Origin of the sequence: Paraburkholderia sp. GAS32, assembly GCF_050434225.1 — a bacterium.
GTDB classification, from domain to species: domain Bacteria; phylum Pseudomonadota; class Gammaproteobacteria; order Burkholderiales; family Burkholderiaceae; genus Paraburkholderia; species Paraburkholderia madseniana.
In genome coordinates, this window is sequence record NZ_JBNPVS010000013.1 from 94,206 (window position 1) to 119,402 (window position 25,197).

26 protein-coding genes are annotated in these 25,197 nt (G+C 62.8%); 11 read left to right on the forward strand and 15 right to left on the reverse strand.

What is annotated here, in order from left to right; genetic code table 11:
* The first annotated feature begins 96 nt into the window (after positions 1–96).
* A complete protein-coding gene (locus P3T25_RS17760; protein WP_154562197.1) occupies positions 97–1,014 on the forward strand; it encodes a transglutaminase family protein in 918 nt (305 codons plus the stop codon).
* 114 nt (positions 1,015–1,128) lie between these two features.
* Complete coding sequence (locus P3T25_RS17765; RefSeq protein WP_154562199.1) at positions 1,129–1,932, forward strand: transglutaminase-like domain-containing protein; 804 nt, start codon at positions 1,129–1,131, stop codon at positions 1,930–1,932.
* 86 nt (positions 1,933–2,018) lie between these two features.
* Here the strand turns inward: P3T25_RS17765 and P3T25_RS17770 are convergent, their stop codons facing one another.
* The 3 genes from P3T25_RS17770 to P3T25_RS17780 all read right to left on the reverse strand — a co-directional run bounded on the left by P3T25_RS17770 (position 2,019) and on the right by P3T25_RS17780 (position 5,567).
* Positions 2,019–3,227, reverse strand: a complete 1,209-nt coding sequence (locus P3T25_RS17770) for an MFS transporter (protein WP_168435773.1) — start codon at positions 3,225–3,227, stop codon at positions 2,019–2,021.
* Between the two features lie 61 nt (positions 3,228–3,288).
* Positions 3,289–3,765: a VOC family protein gene (locus P3T25_RS17775; protein WP_429358539.1), complete on the reverse strand. Its 477-nt coding sequence runs from the start codon at positions 3,763–3,765 to the stop codon at positions 3,289–3,291.
* Between the two features lie 149 nt (positions 3,766–3,914).
* Positions 3,915–5,567 (reverse strand): SH3 domain-containing protein, encoded by a 1,653-nt coding sequence (locus tag P3T25_RS17780; RefSeq protein WP_429358540.1) that lies wholly within the window; start codon positions 5,565–5,567, stop codon positions 3,915–3,917.
* Between the two features lie 249 nt (positions 5,568–5,816).
* On the opposite strand from P3T25_RS17780, the gene P3T25_RS17785 reads away from it, so the two are divergent.
* The 5 genes from P3T25_RS17785 (at position 5,817) to P3T25_RS17805 (ending at position 9,570) form a co-directional block, all read left to right on the forward strand.
* The gene (locus P3T25_RS17785) at positions 5,817–6,239 is read left to right on the forward strand and encodes a TOBE domain-containing protein (RefSeq protein ID WP_154562205.1); all 423 of its coding nucleotides are present in this window, start codon (positions 5,817–5,819) and stop codon (positions 6,237–6,239) included.
* A gap of 177 nt (positions 6,240–6,416) precedes the next feature.
* Complete coding sequence (locus P3T25_RS17790; RefSeq protein ID WP_266239403.1) at positions 6,417–6,917, forward strand: GAF domain-containing protein; 501 nt, start codon at positions 6,417–6,419, stop codon at positions 6,915–6,917.
* Between the two features lie 172 nt (positions 6,918–7,089).
* Positions 7,090–8,166, forward strand: coding sequence for an aromatic ring-hydroxylating oxygenase subunit alpha (locus P3T25_RS17795; RefSeq protein WP_266239404.1), 1,077 nt, complete (start codon positions 7,090–7,092; stop codon positions 8,164–8,166).
* Positions 8,167–8,215: 49 nt separating this feature from the next.
* A complete protein-coding gene (locus P3T25_RS17800) occupies positions 8,216–8,383 on the forward strand; it encodes a rubredoxin (protein ID WP_093639504.1) in 168 nt (55 codons plus the stop codon).
* Positions 8,380–9,570, forward strand: a complete 1,191-nt coding sequence (locus P3T25_RS17805) for an NAD(P)/FAD-dependent oxidoreductase (protein ID WP_266239405.1) — start codon at positions 8,380–8,382, stop codon at positions 9,568–9,570. The genes P3T25_RS17800 and P3T25_RS17805 overlap by 4 nt, the downstream gene beginning before the upstream one ends.
* 160 nt (positions 9,571–9,730) lie before the next feature.
* Here the strand turns inward: P3T25_RS17805 and P3T25_RS17810 are convergent, their stop codons facing one another.
* Positions 9,731–10,651: a LysR family transcriptional regulator gene (locus P3T25_RS17810; RefSeq protein WP_429358541.1), complete on the reverse strand. Its 921-nt coding sequence runs from the start codon at positions 10,649–10,651 to the stop codon at positions 9,731–9,733.
* A 432-nt stretch (positions 10,652–11,083) separates the two neighbouring features.
* Between P3T25_RS17810 and P3T25_RS17815 the strand changes: the two genes are divergently transcribed.
* Positions 11,084–12,793 (forward strand): putative bifunctional diguanylate cyclase/phosphodiesterase, encoded by a 1,710-nt coding sequence (locus P3T25_RS17815; RefSeq protein ID WP_154562215.1) that lies wholly within the window; start codon positions 11,084–11,086, stop codon positions 12,791–12,793.
* A 151-nt stretch (positions 12,794–12,944) separates the two neighbouring features.
* Here the strand turns inward: P3T25_RS17815 and P3T25_RS17820 are convergent, their stop codons facing one another.
* From P3T25_RS17820 to P3T25_RS17830, 3 genes are all read right to left on the reverse strand, one after another.
* The gene (locus P3T25_RS17820) at positions 12,945–13,454 is read right to left on the reverse strand and encodes a phasin family protein (protein ID WP_154562217.1); all 510 of its coding nucleotides are present in this window, start codon (positions 13,452–13,454) and stop codon (positions 12,945–12,947) included.
* A 164-nt stretch (positions 13,455–13,618) separates the two neighbouring features.
* Positions 13,619–14,743, reverse strand: coding sequence for an extracellular catalytic domain type 1 short-chain-length polyhydroxyalkanoate depolymerase (locus P3T25_RS17825; RefSeq protein WP_154562219.1), 1,125 nt, complete (start codon positions 14,741–14,743; stop codon positions 13,619–13,621).
* A 106-nt stretch (positions 14,744–14,849) separates the two neighbouring features.
* Positions 14,850–15,275 carry a CopG family transcriptional regulator gene (locus P3T25_RS17830; protein ID WP_171925013.1) on the reverse strand — a complete coding sequence of 142 codons (426 nt, stop codon included), beginning with the start codon at positions 15,273–15,275 and terminating at the stop codon, positions 14,850–14,852.
* A 389-nt stretch (positions 15,276–15,664) separates the two neighbouring features.
* On the opposite strand from P3T25_RS17830, the gene P3T25_RS17835 reads away from it, so the two are divergent.
* Positions 15,665–15,811, forward strand: a complete 147-nt coding sequence (locus P3T25_RS17835; protein ID WP_154562223.1) for a hypothetical protein — start codon at positions 15,665–15,667, stop codon at positions 15,809–15,811.
* 613 nt (positions 15,812–16,424) lie between these two features.
* On the opposite strand, the gene rng is transcribed toward P3T25_RS17835, so the two are convergent.
* The 8 genes from rng to P3T25_RS17875 all read right to left on the reverse strand — a co-directional run bounded on the left by rng (position 16,425) and on the right by P3T25_RS17875 (position 23,964).
* Positions 16,425–17,894 carry a ribonuclease G gene (gene rng, locus P3T25_RS17840; protein ID WP_154562225.1) on the reverse strand — a complete coding sequence of 490 codons (1,470 nt, stop codon included), beginning with the start codon at positions 17,892–17,894 and terminating at the stop codon, positions 16,425–16,427.
* Positions 17,895–17,903: 9 nt separating this feature from the next.
* Positions 17,904–18,533: a Maf family protein gene (locus tag P3T25_RS17845; RefSeq protein ID WP_154562227.1), complete on the reverse strand. Its 630-nt coding sequence runs from the start codon at positions 18,531–18,533 to the stop codon at positions 17,904–17,906.
* Between the two features lie 211 nt (positions 18,534–18,744).
* The gene (gene rlmH, locus P3T25_RS17850; RefSeq protein WP_093639533.1) at positions 18,745–19,215 is read right to left on the reverse strand and encodes a 23S rRNA (pseudouridine(1915)-N(3))-methyltransferase RlmH; all 471 of its coding nucleotides are present in this window, start codon (positions 19,213–19,215) and stop codon (positions 18,745–18,747) included.
* Between the two features lie 90 nt (positions 19,216–19,305).
* On the reverse strand, positions 19,306–19,761 hold the full coding sequence (gene rsfS, locus P3T25_RS17855; RefSeq protein ID WP_154562229.1) for a ribosome silencing factor: 456 nt from the start codon (positions 19,759–19,761) through the stop codon (positions 19,306–19,308).
* 4 nt (positions 19,762–19,765) lie between these two features.
* On the reverse strand, positions 19,766–20,518 hold the full coding sequence (locus tag P3T25_RS17860) for a nicotinate-nucleotide adenylyltransferase (protein ID WP_168435774.1): 753 nt from the start codon (positions 20,516–20,518) through the stop codon (positions 19,766–19,768).
* 26 nt (positions 20,519–20,544) lie between these two features.
* Positions 20,545–21,468, reverse strand: coding sequence for an oxygen-dependent coproporphyrinogen oxidase (gene hemF, locus P3T25_RS17865; RefSeq protein WP_154562231.1), 924 nt, complete (start codon positions 21,466–21,468; stop codon positions 20,545–20,547).
* A gap of 229 nt (positions 21,469–21,697) precedes the next feature.
* Entirely contained in the window at positions 21,698–22,996 is a 1,299-nt protein-coding gene (gene purD, locus P3T25_RS17870; protein ID WP_429358542.1) for a phosphoribosylamine--glycine ligase, read from the reverse strand.
* A 239-nt stretch (positions 22,997–23,235) separates the two neighbouring features.
* Positions 23,236–23,964, reverse strand: coding sequence for a YebC/PmpR family DNA-binding transcriptional regulator (locus P3T25_RS17875; RefSeq protein WP_054035139.1), 729 nt, complete (start codon positions 23,962–23,964; stop codon positions 23,236–23,238).
* Between the two features lie 502 nt (positions 23,965–24,466).
* On the opposite strand from P3T25_RS17875, the gene P3T25_RS17880 reads away from it, so the two are divergent.
* The gene (locus tag P3T25_RS17880) at positions 24,467–24,643 is read left to right on the forward strand and encodes a type II toxin-antitoxin system HicA family toxin (RefSeq protein ID WP_168435775.1); all 177 of its coding nucleotides are present in this window, start codon (positions 24,467–24,469) and stop codon (positions 24,641–24,643) included.
* A gap of 69 nt (positions 24,644–24,712) precedes the next feature.
* Positions 24,713–25,135, forward strand: a complete 423-nt coding sequence (locus P3T25_RS17885; protein WP_154562237.1) for a type II toxin-antitoxin system HicB family antitoxin — start codon at positions 24,713–24,715, stop codon at positions 25,133–25,135.
* Positions 25,136–25,197 lie beyond the last annotated feature (62 nt).

Genomic DNA, 25,197 nt, shown 5'->3' on the forward strand with positions numbered 1-25,197 from the left:
ACCGTGCCGGGCGCCCAGCGCCTGCTGCGGCAGCAGTTTTTACCAGCGTGAACGTGATGCTCAGGACGAATCCAGTTGCATCCATCGGCCTGTCAGATGACTGAGCCACAGCGTTTCACGGTGCGTCATGTCAGCGTCTACCGTTACTCGGAACCCGTGCGGTTCGGCGAACACCGGATGATGTTCCGCCCGCGCGCCAGCCACGACTTGCGCCTCGTCACGAGCCGCTTGGTGATTACGCCGACGCCGTCGCGGCTGCACTGGCTGCACGACGTGTTCGACAATTCCGTGGCGGTCGCGAGTTTCACGGGCAAGGCGAGCGAATTGCGCTTCGACAGCGAAGCGACGCTCGAACACTTCGAAACGCCCATGCCTGACTACGCGCTCGAGCCGTACGCGGTGAACTGGCCGTTCGCGTACACCAACGAGGAAGCGTCCGATCTCGTGAACGCACGCAGCCGCCAGTATCCCGACCGCGACGTCGACGAATGGGCACGGCGCTTCGTTCCCGTGCCGGGCAGCGGCGGGGTGAGCGGCGCGAGCGGCAAGAGCGGCACCGGCGGCACGATGGCGTTGCTGCGCGCGATGACACTCGACATAAAAAGCACGTTTTTCTATGTGCGCCGCACGGAGAAGGGCGTGCACCGTCCTGGCGACACCTTGCGCAACCGCAGCGGCAGTTGCCGCGATTTCGCCGTGCTGATGATGGATGCGGTGCGCTCGCTCGGCCTCGCGGCGCGCTTTGTGAGTGGCTATCTGTTCGTGCCCGACGTGCCCGAGCACGACGCGGTGCAAGGCGGCGGTGCGACGCATGCGTGGCTGCAAATCTATCTGCCGGGCGCCGGCTGGGTCGATTTCGATCCGACCAATAGCATCGTCGGCAATCGCCATCTGATTCGGGTGGCGGTGGCGTGGAACTACTACCAGGCGTTGCCGTTGTGGGGCACATGGCATGGCGCGCCGCATTCGTTTCGCGGTTTGCAGGTCGATGTGAGCGTGACCGAAGGAAAGTGAGGGGCGAGCCGGATGACTGGGCTTGCACAAATCGAACGTGTTAGCTGGGAGTGTCAACTCAGGTTGCTCACCGGGCGCGTCAACTGAATGTTTCAACTGGAAGAGGGCGTCGCGATGAAATTGCGCGTTGGCTACGAGCTGGTCTATGAGTGCGTGCAACCGACGCCGATGATGCTGATGTTGAACACGCACTATTCGCACGCGAAGGACGTGCTGAGTCCGGATTTGCTGGCGGTCAATCCGCCGGTGCCGATCAGCCAGTATCGCGACGGCTTCGGCAATCTGTGCAGCCGGATCGTGGCGCCACAGGGACTGATTGCGTTTTCGACAAGCGCGGTGCTCGAGGTGTCGTCCGAGCCTGAGCGGCGGCCGCCGCTGACCGAGCAGCATCCGGTAGAGGCGTTGCCTGACGATACGCTGGTGTTTCTGCTGGGCAGCCGGTATTGCGAAACTGATTTGCTATCCGAATTTGCGTGGCAGACGTTCGGCAAGATGCCGCTCGGGCGCGGGCGCGTGGATGCGATCTGCAACTACGTGCACGAGCACATTGTGTTTGGCTACGATTTCGCGCGGCCGACCAAGACCGCGTGGCAGGCGTGGCAGGAGAGGAAGGGCGTGTGCCGGGATTTCGCGCATCTGGCCGTGACGCTATGTCGGGCGATGAATATCCCCGCACGGTATTGCACGGGCTATATCAGCGATGTCGGCACGCCGCCGCCGTATGCGACGATGGATTTCGCCGCGTGGTTCGAAGCGTATGTGGGAGGCTGCTGGCAGACCTTCGATCCGCGGAACAATGTGCCGCGTACGGGGCGGGTTTTGATGGCGCGCGGGAGAGATGCCGCCGACGTCGCGATCAGCAATGCGTTTGGGGCGACGCAGTTAATGAAGTTCGATGTTGTCTGTGAGGCAATATAGGATTCATTCGCCTCCCGTGGCGGTTTTGTGCCGATGGCGCCGTGCGCAAAGCACGGGCAATTTCGGCCGACCAGGCGTGCGCGGCTTCATTCACCAAGCGCGAGCGCGCGCTTGCGTCGCAACAGCGCCGAGCCGAGCGACACCGCCACGCCGATGCAGCCCATCGCCACCGAAAGCGCCACGATCAGCAAGCCGGTCTGTGCGCGCGCCGAAAACACCCCGACTAGCAAACCGGCGAGTGGTTGCGTCATGTTGTTCAACAGGATCACCGCGCCGGTTGTCTTGCCGTAGTCCTCGGGCGGAATGATTTTCTGCCTTGCGCTGCGGATGTAGACATTGAACATCTTGTCGAAGCCGACAATCAGCAGGAAGCCGAGTGCATAGCCCCAGGGCGCCGCACTCGCGCCGGCGATCACGCCGCCGGCACAGATTGAAATGAACGCGACCCGGCCGAGTGTCTGCGCAGGCCAGGTGTTACGCGCGATCGTCAGGAGAATCAGCACCGTCGCCACGGCGCCTGCGGTTTGCAGGCCGGCATAGTAGCGGTTCGATTGCGCGTGAAAGCCGGTCACCATCGCAGCGGATGTCGCGAGCGTCACGCCGATCACCAGATTTTCGGCTGCGGCGAGCAGCACGACTTTTTTCAGGCCGGGCAGTACCAGCACATGGCGCAGCGCGATGCGCAGGGGCATCGTCCAGTGACCCGGCGCAGTGGGAGGTGGATCACCGGCGCGGAAACCGCTGGTGTGTTGCCACAGCATCAGCGCCGCATCGGCAAGCAGAAACAGCACGCCCGTTGCGCCGACCACCCACTCCCAGCGCCACAAGCCGAGCAGCAGTGCGGCCAGCATCGGGCCGAGTACGAAACCCAACTGGTCGGCCAACTGCGAGTAGGCGAGGACACGCTGGAATTGCTGAGTGCTGAAGATTTGCGGCAGCATCACTTCGCGAGCGACCAGCCCCTGGCTTGTGAGTACACCGCACAATGCCGACAGCGCGATCAACCAGCCGATGCCGCCAAACAGCACATACGCCAGCACGCCGCCGAAACACACCAGTGCTCGCACGGTCTGGCTCACGCGCATCAGCTTGAGCGGCGAGATCCGGTCGCACAAGGCGCCGAAGAAGGGAAAGACCAGGTAACGCGGCAGGGTTTCGATAAAAAACGCGAGACCTGACCACGAGACCTGGTGCGTCGTCTGAAACACGACGAGTGGAACGAGGAACAGCAGGACCTGATCGGCGAGACGCGCGACAAACAGCGAGCAGAAGAAAGCCTGATGGTTGACGCGCACCGTTCATGTCCCGCCGTTTATGGGTCGAGACCGATCCTATCAAAGATCGAAGGGCCGCGGCTTATTGCGCGCCGCACCCCGCGCCTTGCATGCCTTCCTGAATCTGTTCCGGGGTCAGGTCGCGCTTGTGCGTGGCGAGCGACCAACTGTGGCCGAACGGGTCCTTCAACTGGCCGTAGCGGTCGCCCCAGAACATGTCGGCAAGCGGCATGGCGACGGTCGCGCCGGCCTCGACGGCCTGCTTGAAACTGGCGTCGACGTCTTCCACGTAGTAATGAATCGTGACCGGCGTGCCTTTCAGCGCGTTCGGGCCCAGTGCGTTGTGGTCGGGCCATTCGTCGGTCAGCATCAGCGTGGAGTCGCCGATCTTCAGGCTGGCGTGCATCACTTTGCCGCCCGGCCCGGGCAGGCGGTATTCCTCGACGGCGTTGAAAGCCTTGGTGTAGAACGCGATGGCTTCCGCGGCGTTGGCGCAAATCAGATACGGGGTAAGCGAGTGCATCCCGTCCGGGATCGGTTTGACAGCGGGGCTGGACATGACGGCGACTCCTTGAAGTAACACGTTCGTGAGTTGAAAGACCGGCTGCGTGAGCCAGGCCTTCAACGTTACGACGAGCGCAGCACCGTTGAATCGACACTCCGGGAAAAATATTTTTTAAGCACGCCCGTGCGGTGCGATACGGTGCCTCAGCCGGCTGGATTGTCGTCGTCCGGTGGCGCGGCGGGTGTGGAAGGGGTCGCCGGCGTCGCCGCGCCACCGCCCGGCGCGCCGAGGATGCTGATCTGGAACGTCGGGGTCGCCGCAAGCGATTGCAAGGTCGCATCTTCCGGGATGTGCTCGAACAGCGGCAGGATCACCGAGCCGCCGATCACCGCGCGCCGGCTATTGTCGGCCGGACGCAAGCCCCACACATCCTGGTAGACCACCGGCACCGCGCTGCCGTTGCGGGTCGTGTTGCCGATGTACAGCATCACATGGCCGCCAATGTAGATCAGCGTGCGCAACGGTTCACCGTGCTGAGCGAGGTAGTCGAGCCGTTGTGCCGGCGTCGACGCGGACAGATCGATCATGCGTCCGGCGCGCATCTGCGTCGACGAATGGCGCGGCAGCCACACGCCGAACGCCGCGAAGATGCTTTGCAGCTCCGACGAACAGTCGTTGTAGAGGCCGCTATTGCCCCAGCCGTACGGCCGACCGATCAGCGTTTTCATCAACATCGCCAGATGCCGCGGGGTGGCGGCGAGCGGCATCGGGGCAATCTGGGCATCGCTCAGTTGGGCGGTGCGGATGACCGCGTGGCCGTCCACATCGCGGGCCGGGACGAAGAGTTTGCGGGAGGCGGGGGCGTCGGTGGCTTCGCTCGCGGGTTGATTTGCATGTGGTGCGGGCCGCGTCGCGTGGTCCGGGGCGAGCGGCAGCAGCGTGCCGGCGGGCGCGTCGAAGCGGAACACGCCGCGGCTGTCGCGCACCGGCGCCGAAGCGACTATTACGGCGCCCAGCGACTTCGCGGTGGCGGCGCGCCACGTGTCGACGAAGGTGTCGTCAGTCAGGCCGACGCCTTCGCTGCGCACCCAGCCTTGCACGTCGGGCGTCTGCACATAGCGCCACGCGCCGTCGATGCTGCTGCCCAGCACATACAGCGGCGTGCCTGGACGTACTGCGGAGATCTGCAGGTTGTCGAACGGATAGCCTTCGCCGGCAAGGCGGTGATCGTAGAACGACGGGTCCATGGTCGGCAGTTCGCGCACCATCAGGTTGCTGGTTGCGATCGCGCGGCGTTCGGGTTTGTAGACCGCCTCCTGCGTGAACTGGCCAACGTCCATGTTTTGAGCGATCGCTTCGATCCACGCCTTGTCGTGCGGCCGGAAATTCTCGCCGTAGCCGAGCGCCGCGCCGCTCTTGCCGGTGTTGTCAAACTTGTCGATGCGGCGCTGCTGCAGCGCGACAATGTCCGCGCCTTGCTGGCGATAGACGCGCATCGCCACGTAAGCGGAATTCCATGGCGACTGCGCGGTTGTGCCGGTGCCGAAATAGCGTGCGTAAAAGGCGCTGAAGTGCGCCTGCTGATCTGCGGGACTCAGGAACGGCCGGTCGTAGCCGGGGCTGTCCGGTTCTAGCCAGTGATCGACGTTCTGGTCGTAATTGGCGATCGGGAACAGTGCGACCGTGTCGACGCTCGCGTGAGCGTCGCGGGTCGGCGACGGATTGCTGCAGGCGGCGAAGGTAGCGGCGGCTGCGAGGGCGGCGCATAGCGTGGCGGCACGGCGGGCGTGCGGCAATCGGGCGGCCACGCGAGTGACCAAGCGTGCGGCAAAGCGGGGCAGGACGGCGACAGGCATGGAGTTCGACGGTGATGGTCCAAGGGCACGATGATACGGTGTCGCGCGACGGGCGGGGCATTGTGCGTTTGCGGCGCCATGAGTGTATTTACCCAACGTTTATGTGGTTTCATTGAGGTTCGAATCGTCAATAGCGCCTGTGCCATACCGCACTTCACGCGCAAGCGGCCGTCCAGGCCGGGCGTTTCTTTATACTCGACACATCGCCTCGAAGCGTCTTTCACGAGGCTCCACAACCAGGAGAACAACATGCAAACCAGCGCACGCAATCAATTCGCCGGCGAAGTCGCCGAAGTCAAACACGGTGCCGTGAACGACGAAGTCACGTTGCGCACCCAGGACGGTCTTGAGATCGTCGCGATCATCACGCACGGCAGCGCGACGTCGCTCGGCCTCGCTGCCGGCAAGAAGGCCTTTGCGCTGGTCAAGGCGTCGTCGGTGATCGTGATGGTCGACGTCGCGAAGAGCCAGGTGTCGGCACGCAATTGCATCGCCGGTACCGTGTCGGCGGTGACCAAGGGCGCGGTGAATTCGGAAGTGACCATCAGCGCGGGCGGCGCGCAGATCGCTGCGATCATCACCAATGAAAGCGTCGACCGCCTCGGCCTCGCGAGCGGCAAAGCGGCGACGGCGATCTTCAAGGCATCGAGCGTGATCATCGGCGTCGAATAACGATCGATGCATGGCGTTGTTCGCAGGCTTGGCGTCTGGACAACGCTGTCAGGTCGCACGTAGATCGAACGGAAAGAGGGCAGCATGCGCAGCGCGGCGTGCCGTGAAGGAAACGGCGGCTTGATTTAAACTGCACGCCTCGCTGTTCCTCTTTCCGCTTTCATTACGGACGCCGTCATGTTCGAAGTCTCCTCCGCCTCGCATCTCCCCAAGGCCGCGCAATACGAAGAACTGGTCGCCCAGGCGCGCGCGCTGCTCGCCGACGAAACCGACTGGATCGCCAACGCGGCGAATTTCTCCGCGTTCGTGTTCCATTCCCTGAGCGATCTGAACTGGGCCGGTTTCTACTTTCACGACGGCCGCGAACTGGTGGTCGGGCCCTTCCAGGGCAAGCCCGCCTGCGTGCGCATTGCGCTCGGCAAGGGCGTGTGCGGTACGGCAGCCCAAACCCGTCAGACGCAAGTGGTGCGCGACGTGCATGAATTCCCCGGTCATATCGCCTGCGATTCGGCGTCGCAATCGGAAATCGTCGTGCCGCTGGTGGCACCGGACGGCACGCTGATCGGCGTGTGGGATGTCGACAGCCCGGTCGTCGCGCGCTTCGATGAAGAAGACGCGAAGGGCATGGAAGCACTGTGCGCGGTGTTTATCGAAGCCGCGCTTCCGCGCGCAGCCTAGGCGTTTCAGGCAGCGCTGATCCAGCGGTGCGGTGGCACCCTATGCTTTTTCATACATAGACTAGATGCATTTCAGGGGATGGGTCGGCGGACCTCGTCCCGCTATCGTTCTCTCCACGCGCTCAAGAAAACACATGAGCGCGACGAACCCCCACCAGGTTTTGGAGACATGCATGAGTTCCGCCACCGCTACTGCCACCGCCGCCACCACCAGGCCGCTGACATTCCAACGTTCCCCCGCTTTACCCCGCCATTGCACCTTCGATAGCCACGACTGGGAGATTCTCAGCCGCTACTGGCATCCGGTGGCGTTCGCCGCCGACGTGACCGACAAACCCATCAGCGTGACGCTGCTCGACGAGCCTCTGGTCGTATTCCGCTCGAACGGCCAACTGGTGAGCGCGCGCGATATCTGTCCACATCGCGGCGCGCCGCTCAGCCAGGGGTGGGTTGATAACGGCAATATCGTGTGCCCGTATCACGGCCTCGCGTACGGCAACGACGGCAAGTGCAAGCACATTCCGTCGCAAACGGATGGCCCGATTCCCGAGCGCTTGCATCTCGTCACGTATGCGACGCAGGAAGCTTACGGCCTCGTGTGGGTCTCGCTGGGTGGCGGCACCGAAGCGTTGCCCGCGTTTCCCAACTGGGACGATCCCGACTTCCAGCAGATCCTGCCGCCCTCGATCGACATCAACGCTTCGGCGGGACGTCAGACCGAAGGCTTCATCGACGTCGCGCATTTCGCATGGATTCACCATGACAGTTTTGCCGACCGGCATAACCCGGTGGTGCCGCAGTATTCGGTCGAACGGCGTGAGCGCGGCATGCACGCGGAGTACGTAAGCACGGTCAGCAACTTCCCGAAGTCGATGCAGCATCGCGCGCCTGAGGGGTATCTGTGGCACCGCTTCTTCGACGTGGACGTGCCGTTCTTTGCGCGCTTGACCGTGCACTTTCCCGAAAACGGCCGCCTGTCGATCCTGAATGCCGCGAGCCCGGTGTCCGCGCGCAAGACGCGTCTGTTCGTGCCGATCGTGCGTAACTTCGATAAGGATTTGCCGCTCGAGGACATCTACGCGTTCAACCGTCAGGTGTTCGAAGAAGACCGTGCGATCGTCGAACAGCAGCGCCCGGAAGATCTGCCGATCGACCGCGCGGCGGAAGCGCCGATTCTCGCCGACCGTTCGTCGGGTGCCTACCGTCGGGCGTTGGCCGAGATCGGCCTCGGCCAGGCCTATGTGCGCTAGTTCGCGGTGCGCGTTCGTGATGGGTGATTGGTGATTCGGGAGAGAAGTCATGAAAGTATGGGAATGCGTGATCTGCGGCTTTCGCTATGACGAAGCACTGGGTCTGCCGGAAGCGGGCATTGCGCCGGGCACGCGTTGGGAAGATGTACCGGACGACTGGTTGTGCCCGGACTGCGCGACCGGCAAGCACGACTTTGAAATGCAGGTGATCGCATGACGGCCGCTCAGCATGGGGACAAAGGACAGCCGGTGGTGATCGTCGGCACGGGCATGGCGGGCTATACGGTTGCGCGTGAATTGCGCAAGCTCGATAGCACGGTGCCGATCGTGATGATCAGCCGCGACGACGGCAGCTTTTATTCGAAGCCGATGTTGTCGAATGCGCTGGCGATGAAGAAAGAGCCGCAGGCGTTGGCGAGTTTCGACGCCATGGCGATGGCGGCGCAGTTGGGCGCGTGGATTCGTGTCAATCAGCGTGTGGAGCGCATTTTGCCGGCCGAGCACACGCTGGTGGTCGACAATGCGTTGCTCGGCTACAGCAAGCTGGTGCTGGCCACGGGCGCGGACCCACGGCGCCTGAAAGTGGCGGGTGATGGTGCGGCCGACGTGATGTCGATCAACGACCTCGGCGATTACGCGCGCTTCAGGTTGGCGCTCACGCGTTGCCGCTCGGTGGCGATTCTGGGCGCGGGTCTGATCGGCTGCGAGTTTGCCAACGATCTGGCAGCCGCCGGTTATGCGGTCAGTCTGATCGATCCGGCTTCGACGCCGCTGGCGCGCTTGCTCCCGCAAGACGTGGGCGAGATTTTCGCCCGCGCGCTTGACGATGGCGGCATCCGTTTTCATCCTGGCCGCAGTGTGGATCGGATCGACCGCCTGTCGGACGGTTACCGGCTGACGTTCGCCGAAGGCGAGCCGATCGTCGCGGATCTGGTCGTGTCGGCGGTCGGCCTCGTGCCGCGTACGGCGTTGGCCGCTGCTGCGGGTCTTGAGATCGATCAGGGCATTCGAACCGATGCGTGGTGCCGCACCAGTGCACCGGATATCTACGCACTCGGCGACTGTGCCGCGATCGACGGCAAAGTGCAGCCGTATGTCCTGCCGATCATGCACGCCGCACGAGCGCTCGCTCGCACCCTGGCCGGGCAGCCGACCCGCGTCGCCTTCCCGGTGATGCCGATTACCGTGAAGACGCCCGCGAGTCCCGCCGTCGTCGTGGCGCCCGAGGGCGAGGGCGCATGGTCGATCGAAACCGCCGGCGACGCTGCGAAACACGCGGCGCGCGCCGTGTGCCGGCATGCCACCAGCGAGCGTCCGTTGGGCTTCGCCTTGCTCGGCGCGGCGATCGAGGGCAAGGCCGCCTTGATCAAGGCCATGACAGAGGGGCCATTAGCGACTAGCTAACCCATAACAATCTTCCGTCTGACCGACCTCACTTTGTGATCGCTCGGTGTTTTAAGGGCCTGTCACCTGCAACACATCCGATGATCGCATTCGCGCCGCAAGCTCTGCCTGCGGCGTTTTTTTTATCTGCTTGAAAGAAGTGCGTGCCGACGGCGAACGCTTAGGAAACCAGATCTTTCGCGACGTTGGCGATCAGCCTGCGCAGCCAGATCGCGGCGACGCTGCGATGCGTGCGGTCGTGCCAGAGTTGATAGTAGGTGAGCGCCTGCGGCTCGCCGGGAATCGGCTCGATACGCAGCGGCAGCATCTTGGTGTAGTGCGTGGCGAGCGCACGCGTGGTGGTGAACAGCAGATTGGAACGCGCTAAAACGTAGGGCGCCATGCCGAAGTAGGGCAGCGTCGTAGTGACGGTGCGCGACAGGCCATTGCGCGCGAGTTCGACATCGACCGTGCCCCACGACGTCGTGTTGTACGTCATCACCGCCAGATGTTCCGCCTCTTCGTAGACGGGCTTGCTAAGCCGCCCCGGCTTGACGGGGTGACCGTTGCGCATCAGACACACCAGTTCGTCCTTGCACAGCGGCTGCAAATGTAGATGCTCCGGTGGCGTGCGCCAGTTGCCGATCACCAGATCGAGAAAGCCGCTTTCCAGGCCGTGTTCGTAGCCGCCGTCCACCATCATCAGATGCCTGAACTCGAGCTTCGCACCGGGCGCTTCGCGATGAAACGCATCGACCACGGCGGGGACGAAGAACGCATCGAGATAATCCGGCGAGCCGATCCGAAAGGTCTGGCTGGTGGTGGCCGGATTGAACGACGTGGTGGGATGCAGAATGGCCGCGATATTGTTCAGCGCCTGCGCCGTGGGTTCGATCAGCGTGAGCGCGTGCGCGGTGAGAACCATCCGGCTGCCGCTGCGCACCAGCAGCGGATCGCCGGTCATGTCGCGCAGTTTGCGCAGCGCCACGCTGACGGTCGGCTGCGATTGTCCGAGCAACGTTGCGGTGCGCGACACGCTCGATTCGGTCAGAAGCGTGTGCAGCACCTTGAGAAGGTGCGAATCGATGACTTCCTTGGACATGAAAAGCGGGACCCTGTTTCGTGCGGATCCATGCAGTGGGGCAGCGGTTTTTTATCTAAGGATCGCGAGCGAAATATATCGATGGATATAGCGGTCGTCAATCCGGCGAAGCCCTGTGCGAAGGCGTCGAAGGCCGGTGTACGTTGAGTCATGGGACGCGGGGTATCCCGGTAATAGCGAGCGCTTTATGATGTGCTCGATGACGGGCATGCGGCTGCCGGAATCGGGGAATACACCGAGGGAAACGATTGCGGCGAGGAACGTGCGGCCGGTGCGGTGGACCCGGCCAGGAAAGCCGCTATCATACGAACGTTACCCGGCGGATCGGACCGAAACCGCCGGGTTTGCCGGTTGCGCCGTGCGCGTCAGGAAGAAAGCTCACCCGCTTTCCTCATTCGCTTTTAACACCCAGGAAAATCAAAGGCCGGCGCGATGCAAGCTCACCCCTACGCCGAAGCGCGCACACGCGACGCCGCGCTTGCGGCGGCGCCCTACGGCATGTTCATCTGCACGGCCGACGGCACGTTCGACTCCGTCAACGCAGCTCTCGAGAAGCTGACCGGCTTTACCGCCGAAGAATTGATCGGCCGGCGCACCTTTGAGTCCTTGCACGACCCGGCCGAACTCGCGAGGCGGCGCGCCGAATTGCCGCCGCTGTCGGCGCTAGGCTCGCGCTATGAAGGTGAATGGACCTACATGCGGCGCAACGGCACCCCAATTCGCGTGGTGTTCGCGCTGGCGCCGCTCGCCGCCGAGCCGGCACATCCTGGCGGTGTAACCACGGGGCCCGCCCGCTATGTCGGCATTGCCATCGACATGACGCGCTACGCGCAGTCCGAGGCACGCCTGTGGTACGTCTCGCATCACGACGGCGTGACCCGTCTGCCCAATCAGACACTTTTCACCGAACGCCTCGAGTTGACGATTGCGCGCTGTCAGCGCAGCGGCAGTGGTTTTACCGTGTTGATCGCCGAACTCGATCATTTGCGCAAGCTGCGCGATGCGCTCGGTTTGCATGCGGCCGAACTGGTGTTGCAGATCGTCGGCGAACGGCTGCGCGGTCTGTTCCCCCACGACGGTACGATCGCCTCGATCGGTGGCACGCAATTCGCGCTGCTGATCAATGAAACCGGCGCGGCGGCCGATGCTTTTGCGGCTGAGGCACTGGGCCGCATCGCCGAATCGATCGACTACGCGGGCACCGCGCTGAACATCACGGCGAGTATCGGCGTCGTCGCCTATCCTGCGGACGGCGCCGATGCACCGACACTGATGCGTCGCGCGGGCGTGGCGTTGTCGGCGGCATCGGCTGTCAACGGCAATGCGGTGCGGCGTTTTTCCACCGCGCTCGAAGGTCAGGCGGCGCGCCGCTTCGAACTGGAGACGATGCTGCGCGAAGCGCTCGAGCGTCAGCAACTGCATCTCGTGTATCAGCCGCAGGTGACGCTTTCCAATGGCCGCATCGCGCAAGTGGAGACGCTGCTGCGCTGGAATCATCCGCAGCGTGGGTTGATCAGTCCGGTCGAGTTCGTGCCGATCGCTGAAGAGTCGGGCCTGATCGAGCAGATCGGCGAGTGGGTGATCCGTACCGCGTGCCGCGACGCCGGCAAATTGCTGCGGCTCACCGGCACCTTGCCACGGGTTGCGGTGAACGTGTCCCCGCAGCAGTTCCAGCGGCACAATCTGTTCGAGACGATCCGCGAGGCGCTCGAAGATGCCGCGCTCGACCCTTCGTACCTTGAATTGGAAATCACCGAGGGCGTGCTGCTGGGCGACACCGAACAGGCATTGCAGACGCTGCATGCGTTGCGCGAATTGGGCGTTGAAGTCGCGGTGGATGACTTTGGCACCGGCTATTCGAGTCTCGCTTATCTCACGCGCTTTCCGCTGAATCGCCTGAAAATCGATCGCTCGTTTGTGATGCGCATGAGTACCGATCCGCAGTGCGCGGCGCTCGTCGGCGCCATTATCGCCATGGCCCATGCGTTGAAGCTGCGGGTGACGGCCGAAGGTGTGGAGACGGCCGAACAGGCCGCGCAACTGGAAGCGCTCGGCTGTGACGAGGCACAAGGATTCTGGTTCTCGCGACCCATCACCGTCGCGGCGTTGGGCAATTTGCTGAAGCCGTTGGGCACCGGTTGACGTCGGCAATTCCGCTGCCAACTTGAAGTCGCCATCCCGCAGGCGCCGCAGCGCGTCGTACTTCGCGCAAGACGCGTGTCGCCAAAGCTACCCGGACAAGAGAAAGGGGCCGATTGGCCCCTTTTCGTCTGCTCGCGTTACGACGTGAGACTTATTTTGCTGCGTCGTCTGCGGTGGTGATCGCTGTGCCGGCCATACCGGACGCACGCTTGATGCTGTCCTGCACCACATTGCTCGAATGAATCATCGAAGCCATCACGGATTGCATTGCCCCGAATGCGCTATCCGAGCTGAACGGCGTGGTTTGGCCGAAGCCCGAACCGAGTTGCGCCACATTAGCGCCGAACTCTTCGCGCAGTGATTCACCTGCCTTGGTCAACGCTGCGGTGAATTGCGCGTCAATTTCCTTGACGTGCTGCGCGTACGACAAGGTGCGTTGAACCAGTTGCTGCTGCAAATCGGACACGCCGGCGAACGGCGCGGTGTTGAACTGGCCGGCCGACAATGCGCTCTTGCTTTCGGTGACGGTTGCCTTCAGTGCCGCGAGATTGAGCTCGCCGAGCTTTTGCAGACACGCCAGCCCATCGAGCTGCAGGTCGGTGAAGATGTTGAAAGTGCGTTGGCCGAAGGCGGCGCTATGTTCGATCGCGGGGCTGTGCATAAGTGATCTCCAAAGTGACCCGGGGCAGGCGCCCAAAGGATTTCGGAGGCCAGGTCTCACGCGAGACGGCAGGTCGACGCGGCACAGTGGTTTTGCTGCGCTGCAACATGAGCCACTTTATACCTTTGCGGCAGGATGTACAGCGTTTTCGTCAAAATGATTCGTCAGTTGAATGGAGCTTTATGTGCGCCTGACGCGCGCGGATGGGCGAGGAAGAAGCGCAGCATTTCGGCCGTCGCATCGGGGCCGGATGGGTCCGTGTACGTGCCGCGCTGACTGCCGCCTGCCCATGCGTGGCCCGCGCCTCGGATCGACCAGTACTCCGCTTCGACACCATTTGCCGCGACGAGTCGTTGCACCGTGCAGCCTCGCTGACCGCTCGCTGTGCCTGCGGTGTGCGACAGCGGGCTGAGTGTCGTGACGCCGGCGTCGAAGCCCGCTACGAGCGCAGTAGCGTTCGAAGGATGCACCGTCGTGTCCGCATCGCCATGAAACACGATGAGCGGGCGTTGCGGTTCGACGTGCGAGTGGCTGCGATGCGCTTTGCCGCCTTTCATCGCGGCGAGCGCCGAAGGCAGACCTTTCGCGCTTCCGTAGGCGAGGCCGGAATGCACGCAGGCCGCGGCGTACAGGTCGGGCGAGGTTTTCAGCATGACGTCCGCCATGGCGCCACCTGCCGACAGACCCGCCACATACACCCGCGCCGGATCGACGCGATAACGCGCCATCACCTCACGCGTGATGCCGGCGATCAACGATGGTTCGCCCTGATCGCGCTGCTGGTCGGCAGGCTTGAACCAGTTCCAGCAAGTCGAAGGATTGGCTGCTTGCGATTGATTCGGATACACGACGATGAAGCCATTACGCTCGGCCATTTCGTTCATGCGCGTGCCGGCCGCGAAGTCGTCGGCGTTTTGCGTGCAGCCGTGCAGCATCACGATTAGCGGCAACGGTTTGCTCTTGTAGACGGCTGGTACGTAGAGCTTGTATTGGCGTTGGCCCGCGCTATTGCTGAAGGTGTGGGTGCTGAAGGTGCCGGGGGTGTCAGCGTCGAAAGTGCGCTCGGCAGGGGCGTGCGGCGTGGTGTTGGCGTGAGATTGCGCCTGTGTCCACGCTTGTGCCCATTCGTTGGCACTCTGCGGCATGGGCGGCGTTTGCGCATTGCCTGCTTTGGCCTTGCTGCCTGCGAGTGCGCGCTGGACTGCAGCGGTCGCTTCCTTCGGCCCCTTGGTGCGTAGCAGGTCGAAGGCTTCTTTCATCGACTTCAGGAAATCTTCATTCATTTTCATGAGTGTGAGTTACTGCGTTGACTTGCATTGCGCGTGACGGGGTCAGGCGATGAGTTTCACGGCCTTCAGCATGGCTTCAAACAAAAATCAGCCATGCCGGGCGCGCCTACCTGATGCGTCCGGCGAGCGCCGCCTTGACCGCTGGCGACGCGTGAAATGCGCCGAGCACCACCACCGATGCGATCGTGGCCGCCGCAAGTTCCGGCGGCACATCGGCTGCGATGCTGGCGAGGCCTAGCACGTGAATGTCCAGTCGCTCGTTTGCGGCTTGAGCGGCTTCGAGGTCCTGCTTCGAGAAGTGTTGCAGGCCGAGCACCAGCGCGCGCCGGGTCACCGTTTCCGTGACGACCTGCGCGTGTACGGCTAGCTGGTTGCGAATCGCCGTACGGATCAGGTCGGTGCGGTTCGAGTAAAAGCCTTCTTCGACGAGCAGGTCGATCTGGCCCAGGTCGATTGGGCCGAGATTGATGGTGATCTTTTCGGTCTCGCCGCCTTTGGGGCGGGAGGTGTCGATGAGTTTGAGGTTAGCCATTTCTATTCCGTTCGGCGTTCGCTCGGCATCCATATGCCATCCAAATAACATCCAATGGGATGGTTATACGCGCCTGGTCCGAACGGCGTCAATGAGGAAATTGAGGGCCGGGAGACGCTCGCGGAGCGATGACATTGCTGACGACAATGCCTATGGCTCTCCCGGCGACGATTACCGTTTGCGCAACTGCGTTCTATCGATTGCGTTGGCCTGAGAAGCTGCGCCTTGAGCCGGTTCGACACTGAGGCGCGAGGCCGGTCATGGACGCCCATGATGGGCTATACGACGACGAGCCTAGCGCCTGGAGGCGGATTGGAGGCATTGATCTGGCCGCCGCGCGGTATAGTGGGTGAAACGAAACGTGTCGGGGGTTCCCCCAGGGAATCAAGATGAGCACGCTCTTTTACTACGTGAGCGCCGCGATGGTCGGCGGCGGTTTTGGAACAAGCGGAATATTCGGCCAGGTGTTTCTTTGGAGTGGGCTCATTCTGATTGCTGCGTCATTCGCGTTCAAGGACGGTGACGGACAGGGGTGAACCGGATTCGTCGAATGGCTCGACACCGCCATTGCAGCAACGTTTGCCTTGACGTTGCACTCGCCATTTACGCGAGCGACCGGCATTGATACCGGGGAATTCAATAGTTGGTAGAAGTCACGGCAGAAGTCTCGGAGTCATGTCTGGCCGCCGCGGCTGTTCGTGACAATCGGACCGTCCCCGCTGTTGGCTGTTCCTGCAATGTAGGAGAATTGAGGGATCATCGCCTAACATATAAGCATGGTCGCAACCTGATAGGGAGGCCGCCATGTCTGATTTAACGTTGGCTATTTTGATTGGGATTATCGCTGCTATATGTGGCGCGGGGATATGGGCCGCATCCAGCAACCAGGAGCGGCTAACCCATTGGTTCAAAGAGCATCATCTTAGTGACTTGATTCACCATAAGCATTGATGCAGCGACGGCAGAACGGCAAAACCCCGCCGGAGCGGGGCTCAAATCTCAAAGCGATCGATTTGGCGCACGGCGCCGTCAAGCGTGTGCCTTGGCGTGCCGCGCCTCTTGCGCCGGCCACGCGCTTGCGCCGCTATATCGCAAATTTCAGGGTTTCGAACTCGGTCAACCGGTCATTGATGCAGAGAATTTGATGATTTACATCAAGACTATATCGTACTGCTCCTGGCTCAAATTCGACTCCACCTGCAACGACACCGGCTTGCCGATGAAATCGATCAGCATCGCCAGATGCTGCGATTCTTCCTCGAGGAAAAGATCGATCACCTGCTGCGACGCCACCACGCGAAACTCGCGCGGATTGAACTGCCGCGACTCGCGCAGAATCTCGCGCAGCACGTCGTAGCACACCGTGCGTGACGTCTTGACCTGTCCCTTGCCCTGACAAACCGGGCAGGGCTCGCACAGCACATGCGCCAACGATTCACGCGTACGTTTGCGCGTCATCTCCACGAGTCCAAGCTGCGAGAAACCATTCACGGTCACGCGCGTGCGATCGCGCGACAACGCCTTCTTCAACTCACCAAGCACCTGATCGCGATGCTCGACGTTCTCCATATCGATGAAGTCGATGATGATCACGCCGCCCAGATTACGCAGCCGCAATTGCCGCGCGATGGTGTGTGCGGCTTCGAGGTTGGTCTTGAAGATCGTATCGTCGAAGTTGCGCGCGCCGACGTAGCCGCCGGTGTTCACGTCGATGGTGGTCATCGCTTCGGTCTGGTCGATCACCAGATAGCCGCCCGATTTCAGATCGACCCGGCGTGACAATGCGCGCTGGATTTCCGCCTCGATGTTGTACAGATCGAAGAGCGGCCGCTCGCCGGTGTAGTGATGCAGCTTCGACGACACCGCCGGCGTGAACTCCGCCGCGAAGTCGGCGAGCATCTGATAGGTCTCGCGCGAGTCGACCTGAATGCGCGAGGTCTCGTCGTTGACGAAATCGCGCAGCACACGTTGTGCGAGATTCAGATCCTGATACAGCAGGCTGGTCGGCGGCATGCGCTGACCTTGCGAGATGATGGTCGCCCACGTCTTGCGCAGATACGCGACGTCGCCGGCCAACTCTTCGCTGGTTGCATCTTCGGCGATGGTGCGGACGATGTAGCCGCCTTTTTCATCGGCAGGCAGCACGGCGGTCAGACGCGCGCGCACGGCCTCGCGTTCGGCTTCGCTCTCGATCTTCTGCGAGATGCCGATGTGCGGCTCCTGCGGCAGATACACGAGCGTGCGCCCGGCGATACTCACTTGCGTGGACAGCCTTGCGCCCTTTGTGCCGATCGGATCTTTCACGACCTGCACCATCAGCGTCTGGCCTTCGAAGACGATTTTCTCGATGGGCTGATGCGGCGTTTGATGCTGCGGTTCGCCCGCAATGCGCGGATGCCAGATATCCGCTACGTGGAGGAACGCGGCGCGTTCCAGGCCGATGTCGATGAAGGCGGATTGCATGCCCGGCAACACGCGGACGACTTTGCCGAGATAGACATTGCCGACGCGTCCTCGCGACAGCGTTCGTTCGACGTGAAGTTCCTGGACGGCGCCTTGCTGGACGAGCGCGACGCGCGTTTCCTGCGGCGTGACATTGATCAGGATTTCTTCATTCATGGTGTTATTTTAGAAGTCGATGCGCGCTGCACGCAGGAGGGCAGCGGTTTCAAAAAGCGGCAAACCCATGATACCTGAATAGGACCCGTCGATATGCTCGATAAACTCCGCGGCGCGTCCCTGTACGCCATACGCGCCTGCCTTGCCGAGCGGCTCGCCGCTTGCAGCGTAGCGGCGCACGGCGTCCGCTTGCAGTGCAGCAAAACGCACCTTCGATACCGATAGTGCGGCCGGCAGCAACGTGCCTTCCGCGTCGACCACCGCGATGGCCGTCAGCACTTCGTGATCGCGGCCCGCGAGGCGCGTGAGCATTGCGACGGCATCGTCGGTGTCGACGGGCTTGCCGAGGATCGCGTCGTCGATCGTGACGGTTGTGTCGGCAACCAGGATCGGCCGTGCCGCATGGCCGCCTGCCACGAGACGCGCGCGCGCTGCGTGCGCTTTCGCGATGCACACGCGCTGCACGTAGTCGCGCGCCCGCTCGCCGGGTAGCTCGACTTCGAGCGCTTCGGCATCTTCATCGGGACGCGGCAGGAGCAATTCGAAACGCACGCCGAGTTGTTGCAACAACTCCTGACGGCGCGGACTCTGAGAAGCGAGGTAAACGAACGGATGCAGCGAATCGGCGGACGTTGGCATGAACAGGTCTCGATGAGGCGGGTTGCGTCAATGCGCAAGGCGCGCGCGATGAGCGTGTCAGTCAATCGACGAAGAACGAGCCTAAGGACACGATGAAAAGCACGTCGATCAACGTATCGATAAACGCGCCTGAAAATGCGTCCACAAGGCGCGTCAATCAGCGCAGCCAACAGGACCAGCAAACGCGCGATCCGTCAGCCGCCTCGTTCGCTCACACGCGGTGATAGGGGTGATTTTGCGTGATGGTCCACGCGCGGTAAAGCTGTTCGGCGAGCAGCACGCGGACCATGGCGTGCGGCAGCGTCAGGCTGGAGACACGCAGCAGCATATCGGCGCGTGCTTTCAGATCGGGATCGAGCCCATCGGCGCCGCCGATCAGAAACGCCACGTCGCGGCCGTCCTGCTGCCAGCCGGGCAGGGCGCCGGCGAGTTGCATCGTGGTCCAATCCTTGCCGCGTTCATCGAGCGCGACGATGCGCGCGTTCTTCGGCAACGCGGCTTCGATTTTCTGCCGCTCGGCCGCCATCACGCTTTCGGCCGGACGCCCTGACGAACGCTGCTCGGGCTTGATTTCGCGCAGCTCGATGCGCAGCTCGGGCGGCATGCGCTTCGCGTATTCGTCGAAGCCGGTGGCGATCCAGTCGGGCATCTTGTGGCCGACGGCGAGAATGTGCAGTTTCATGACGGGTGGAATCGAGGACGCAATCGCTGCAATCGCGCACGCATGCTCTGACTTTGCGTCGCGGACTTCAGCGGTTTGCCAGCCACGTACTTACTTGCGGCGTACCGCCGCCTTGCGTGCAGGCTTTTTGACAGCCGGCGCTTCGTCTTCTTCGTCCTCGTCGTCGGGTTCGCTCGAGCGCGCGCCGCCGAACGGATCCGGCGTGGACAGCTTGATGCGCACCGGCTTGTCGCCCCAAATTTCTTCGAGGTTGTAGTACTGGCGCAGCGCCGGTTGCAGGATGTGCACGATCGCGTCGCCGCAATCGACCAGCACCCATTCGCCGACGTCGTCACCTTCGGTGCTGATGACGTCGCCGCCGTTTTCCTTGACGCTCTCGCGCACGCTCGAAGCGAGCGCCTTGGTCTGGCGGTTCGAGGTGCCGGAGGCGACGATCACGCGATCGAACAGCGCGGTCAGGTGGCTGGTGTTGAACACCTTGATGTCTTGCGCTTTGACGTCTTCGAGAGCGTCGACGATCACGCGTTGCAGTTTGCGAATATCCATGGGGTTACCGGTGGTACAGATGATGTTGAAGAATATAGTCCCACACCGCAGTGGGGACATGGCTTGCGGCCCGGGCCTGGCTCCTGTCTTGCGGTTCGCCGCCCGCGAGGGCAAGCCGCTGGGTCACCTGCTCGCGCAGATGCGCGCGAATGTCGGTGGCCGAGACGTTGAACGCAAGCGTCGTATCGATCAGCAAGTGGCCGCAGGGGGTGGCTTGCAGAACGTCGGCGCGGGCACGGCGCGCGTCGATTTCTTTAGCGACCACGGGCGGAATCGATGCGAGGTCGAAACCGGGGCGCGTGGCCGCGCAGATGTGAGCAAACTCGAACAGGCGCCGCCAGTCGCGCCATGTGTCGAGATGCACCAGTTGATCCGCGCCGATCAGAAGCGCAATCGACGCATTCGGACCTTCGCGTTCACGCCATAACTGCAGCGTGTTGATCGTGTAGGTTGGACCGTCGTGTTCGATCTCGTCGGTCGCCACCCGCACGGTCACGCCCGGCAGCACCAACGCAGTGGCGGCGGCACGGGTCATGGCCAGTCTGTGAACAGCCGCTGACACGTCCGTTTTCTGCCACGGCTGGCCGGCCGGCAGCAACACCAGCTCGGTCAGCTTCAGGACGTCGGCGAAACGCCGCGCGAGCGCGAGGTGGCCGTCGTGGATCGGATCGAAAGTGCCGCCGAGCAGTCCAATCCGGCGAGGCAGGGCGACAGGATGAGCGTTCGGCTTCAGGTGAAGATCCTTTGTCGTGGTCACGTGGTGTGCGGTGCGGGCTTAAAGCCTCACACCCACTCGCGCGGCACGAGAAAATCGCTGTAAAGGCGCGCTTCCGGCGTGCCCGGTTCGGGCTGCCAGTTGTAGCGCCAGTTCGCCACAGGCGGCATCGACATCAGTATCGATTCGGTGCGTCCGCCGCTCTGCAGCCCAAACAGTGTGCCACGGTCGAAGACCAGATTGAACTCGACGTAGCGGCCGCGCCGGTATGCCTGGAAGTCCCGCTCGGCTTCGCCGTACGGAATGTTGCGGCGCTTTTCGATGATCGGCATGTACGCTTTGAGGAATCCTTCGCCGACGCTTTTCAGCATCGCGAACGATTGATCGAAGCCCGGCGCCGAGAAATCGTCGAAGAAAATCCCGCCGATGCCACGCGGTTCATTGCGGTGCTTGAGGAAGAAGTACTCGTCGCACCAACGCTTGAAACTCGGGTAGAGGTCCGCGCCATAAGGCTGCAGCGCGTCGCGGCACACCCGGTGGAAATGCTGCGCGTCTTCCTCGTAGCCGTAGTACGGCGTCAGATCCATGCCGCCGCCGAACCAGAACACCGGCTCTTCGCCGGCCTTGGTCGCGATCAGCAGACGCACGTTCATATGCACGGTCGGGCAGTGCGGATTGTGCGGGTGCAGCACGAGCGAAACGCCCATGGCTTCGAAACCACGGCCGGCCAGTTGCGGACGCGCGGCGCTCGCCGAACCCGGCAACGCGTCGCCTGCTACGTCCGAAAAGCCGATGCCGGCCCGCTCGAAGAAGTTGCCGCCTTCCAGAATCCGTGTGTAGCCGCCGCCGCGCAGCTTTTCGCCGGGGGCGCGCTGCCATGCGTCGGTCGCGAACGGCTTACCGTCGAACGCGCCGAGCGTGTCCGCGATGTGCGTTTGCAGGCCTTGCAGCCAGCTGCGCACGGCCTGTGCGTCATAGCTCGAATCGGTCATGAATGCAGATGCTGAGGGCGGCACGCTCGTCGTGCCGCGGGTTCTTCGTGAAGGGCGGGCGCCGGCCTTCGTCAGGACATTCCCGCGAAGGCGCGGTGCTACGGTCGTTCGCGCCGGGTGAAATGCCGATCAACCGGGGTGAGCCCACATGGAGCGGTGGGCGCCGCGATGGCCGCGAAAACCCGCAGTGTAGCGCCGTTGGCGCCGCACGCGGGCGAGTGGGGCGGGCTTAGTGCTTGCCTTCGGTCTTGGCGTCGTGCTTGCGGTTCAATGCGCGATAGCCGATGTCGCGGCGATATTGCATGCCGTCGAACGAAATCTGGTTGATCGTCTCGTACGCGACCGACTGCGCGCTGCGCACCGAATCCGCCAGACCGACCACACACAGCACACGGCCGCCCGAGGTGGTCAGCTTGCCGTCCACCAGCGTGGTGCCGGCGTGGAAAGTGACCGAATCGCCGGTTTCCGCCGGGATATCGCTGATCCGGTCACCCTTGCGCGGCGTGTCCGGATAGTTGTACGCGGCGAGCACCACGCCGAGCGCGGTACGGCGGTCCCATTCGAGTTCGATCGTATCGAGCGTGCCGGCGATGGCCTGCTCGACCACCTTCGAAAAGTCGCCTTTCAAACGCGCCATGATCGGCTGCGTTTCCGGGTCGCCCATCCGGCAGTTGAATTCGAGCGTCTTCGGGTTGCCTTGCGCGTCGATCATCAGGCCGGCGTACAGGAAGCCCGTGAAACGGATGCCTTCTTTCTCCATGCCGCGCACGGTCGGCTGGATGATTTCGCGCATCACGCGCGCATGCAGTTGCGGCGTGACGATCGGGGCGGGCGAATAGGCGCCCATGCCGCCGGTGTTCGGACCCTGGTCGGCGTCGAGCAGACGCTTGTGATCCTGGCTCGAAGCGAGCGCCAGCACATGCTTGCCGTCCACCATCACGATGAAGCTGGCTTCTTCGCCGGCGAGGAATTCCTCGATCACGACGCGTGCGCCGGCATCGCCCAGCTTGTTGTCCGACAGCATCATGTCGACGGCGGCGTGTGCTTCTTCCAGCGTTTGCGCAACCACGACGCCCTTGCCGGCGGCGAGGCCGTCGGCCTTGATCACGATCGGCGCGCCCTTGGCGTCCAGATACGCGTGGGCGGCCGCGACGTCGGCGAAGGTTTCGTACTCGGCGGTTGGGATCGCGTGACGCTTCATGAACGCCTTGGCAAAATCTTTCGAGCTTTCGAGCTGCGCGGCTTCCTTGCTCGGCCCGAAAATCTTCAGACCGCGCGAGCGGAACAGATTGACGATGCCCGCGGCGAGCGGCCCTTCCGGTCCGACCAGCGTGAACGCGATCTGTTCTTTCTCGACGAAATCGGCGAGTTCGGCCGGATCGGTGATGTCGATGTTGCGCAGACGCTCGTCCTGGGCGGTGCCGCCATTGCCGGGCGCAACGTAGACGAGCTGAACCCGCGGCGATTGCGCGAGCTTCCACGCCAGCGCATGTTCGCGACCGCCGGAACCGACGACGAGTAACTTCATGTGAATCCCCGAGACTTAAAAACCATAAACGGCTGAAGCATCACGCTCAGCCGTGGAATAACAGCGAGGTTTGCAATGGGCCCGCAGCCAAGTGGCGGCGCAGGGCACATAGCGAACCCGGGTGGTGGCGGTGCGGAAGGCCCCAACCAACGCCCGCTCTGCAGCAACGCGAGTGCTAGCCGGCGACGCGGGCGTGTGGTTCGGTGCAGATCCACGCGCGGTGTGCCGCCGGGGCACGCTCATTCGTCGGCGATCGCGGCGTTTGTATAGACTTCCTGCACGTCGTCCAGACTCTCCAGCGCGTCGAGCAGCTTCTGCATTTTCACCGCGTCGTCGCCCGTGAATTCGACTTCCGTCTGAGGTTTCATCGTCACCTCGGCCAATTCGGCCTTGAAGCCCGCGGCTTCAAGCGCGGTCTTCACCTTCGGGAAATCGTTCGGCGGGCACAGCACTTCGATACTGCCGTCTTCGTTCGTGACGACGTCTTCAGCGCCGGCTTCGAGCGCGGCTTCCATCAGCTTGTCTTCCGGCGTGCCGGGTGCGAACAGGAACTGGCCGACGTGATCGAACATGAACGACACCGAGCCGTCCGTGCCCATGTTGCCGCCGTTCTTCGAGAACGCGTGACGCACGTCCGCTACCGTACGGGTGCGGTTGTCGGTCATGGTGTCCACGATCACCGCCGCGCCGCCGATGCCGTAGCCTTCGTAGCGGATTTCTTCGTAGTTTGCGCCATCGACACCGCCCACACCGCGTTGGATCGCACGGTTGACGTTATCTTTCGGCATGTTGGCGTCGTACGCCTTTTCGACGGCGAGTCGCAGACGCGGATTCGAGTCGATGTCGCCGCCACCCATGCGGGCCGCCACCTGAATTTCCTTGATGAGCCGCGTCCAGACCTTGCCGCGCTTGGCGTCTGCCGCTGCTTTTTTATGCTTGATGTTGGCCCATTTCGAATGACCCGCCATACTTTTCTCCGTCGCGCGCGCCAGTGGGGCGCACGCATAGTGCAATTGTCGTTGCGATGTCGGGCGCGCGGCGCTGCTGATTGCGGCCATGCGCCTCGATGTCAAACCGCTCGGCGCCGGACCGCCCGGTGTCAGGCTTTCCTCAGCTTGATCGCGCCCGGCCGGACCCGGCGAGCGGGACCGAAGGTCGGCAGCGCGGTTGGGGCGGGGCAGGACGGTCAGCGGGCGGCTCAGCGGCGCCACAGGTGCGCCGGTCCCGGCAGACCCGGCGTTAAGGCGTGATGCACCGCGTGGCAGTGCAAGTCGAGCCGCTCTTTGAGCGGATTCGAATTTTATCACGGCGCAGGGGTGCGGCAGAGAGGGGGCGAGGCGAAAGTAGGCGTCAGGCGCCTCTTTCAGTCGCGCCAGGTAGGTCGCGCATCTTTTGCAGTCGTCGTTGTGGTTGCGAATATAAACATTTTTGTTTATATTTTGCCCTGTGTTCACGAACACAGGAGGGCCGGTGAAGCAAAGCGAGTTCAGACGTTGGCTCGCTGACCAAGGGGCGACTTTCGAACAGGGCAGCAAACATTTGAAGGTGTATCTGAACGGTCGGCAGACCACACTGCCGAGGCATCCCGCTCACGAGATTTCGGAGCCGCTTCGCAAAGCAATTCTTAAGCAACTGAAATGCAAATAGAGGCAAGCCCCGCAAGGGGCTTCATCACCGCCCAGGCTTTTCCCGTCAAGGGACCACGGAGAGTTACCTATGTTTCGCTATCCCGCCCGCATCGAAGCAGACGAAGCTGGCTTTACCGTTTCCTTCCGCGATATTCCGGAGGCGTTGACCTCGGGCGCAACGCTCGAAGAGGCACGCGAAATGGCGGCCGACGCGCTGGCGACGGCGATGGACTTTTACTTCGAAGACAAGCGGCAAGTTCCGTTGCCGTCAAAAGCGCGACGGGGCGAAGAACTGGTCGAGCTGCCAGCGAGCCTGGCCGCGAAAGTGCTGCTGCTCAACGAAATGCTCGCGCAAAAGGTGTCGCCTTCCGAATTGGCGAGGCGTCTTCATACGCGTGCACAGGATATCCAGCGCGTCATTGACCTTGGGCACGTCACGAAGATCGACACCATCGCGTCGGCGCTGGCCGCGCTTGGCAAGCGTCTCGAACTGTCGATTGTGCCGGCGTAGCGTGCAAATCGAGTGGTGGCGGCGCGTTGCGCGCGCCGCCCCGCTGCTTTCTTCAGCCCGCT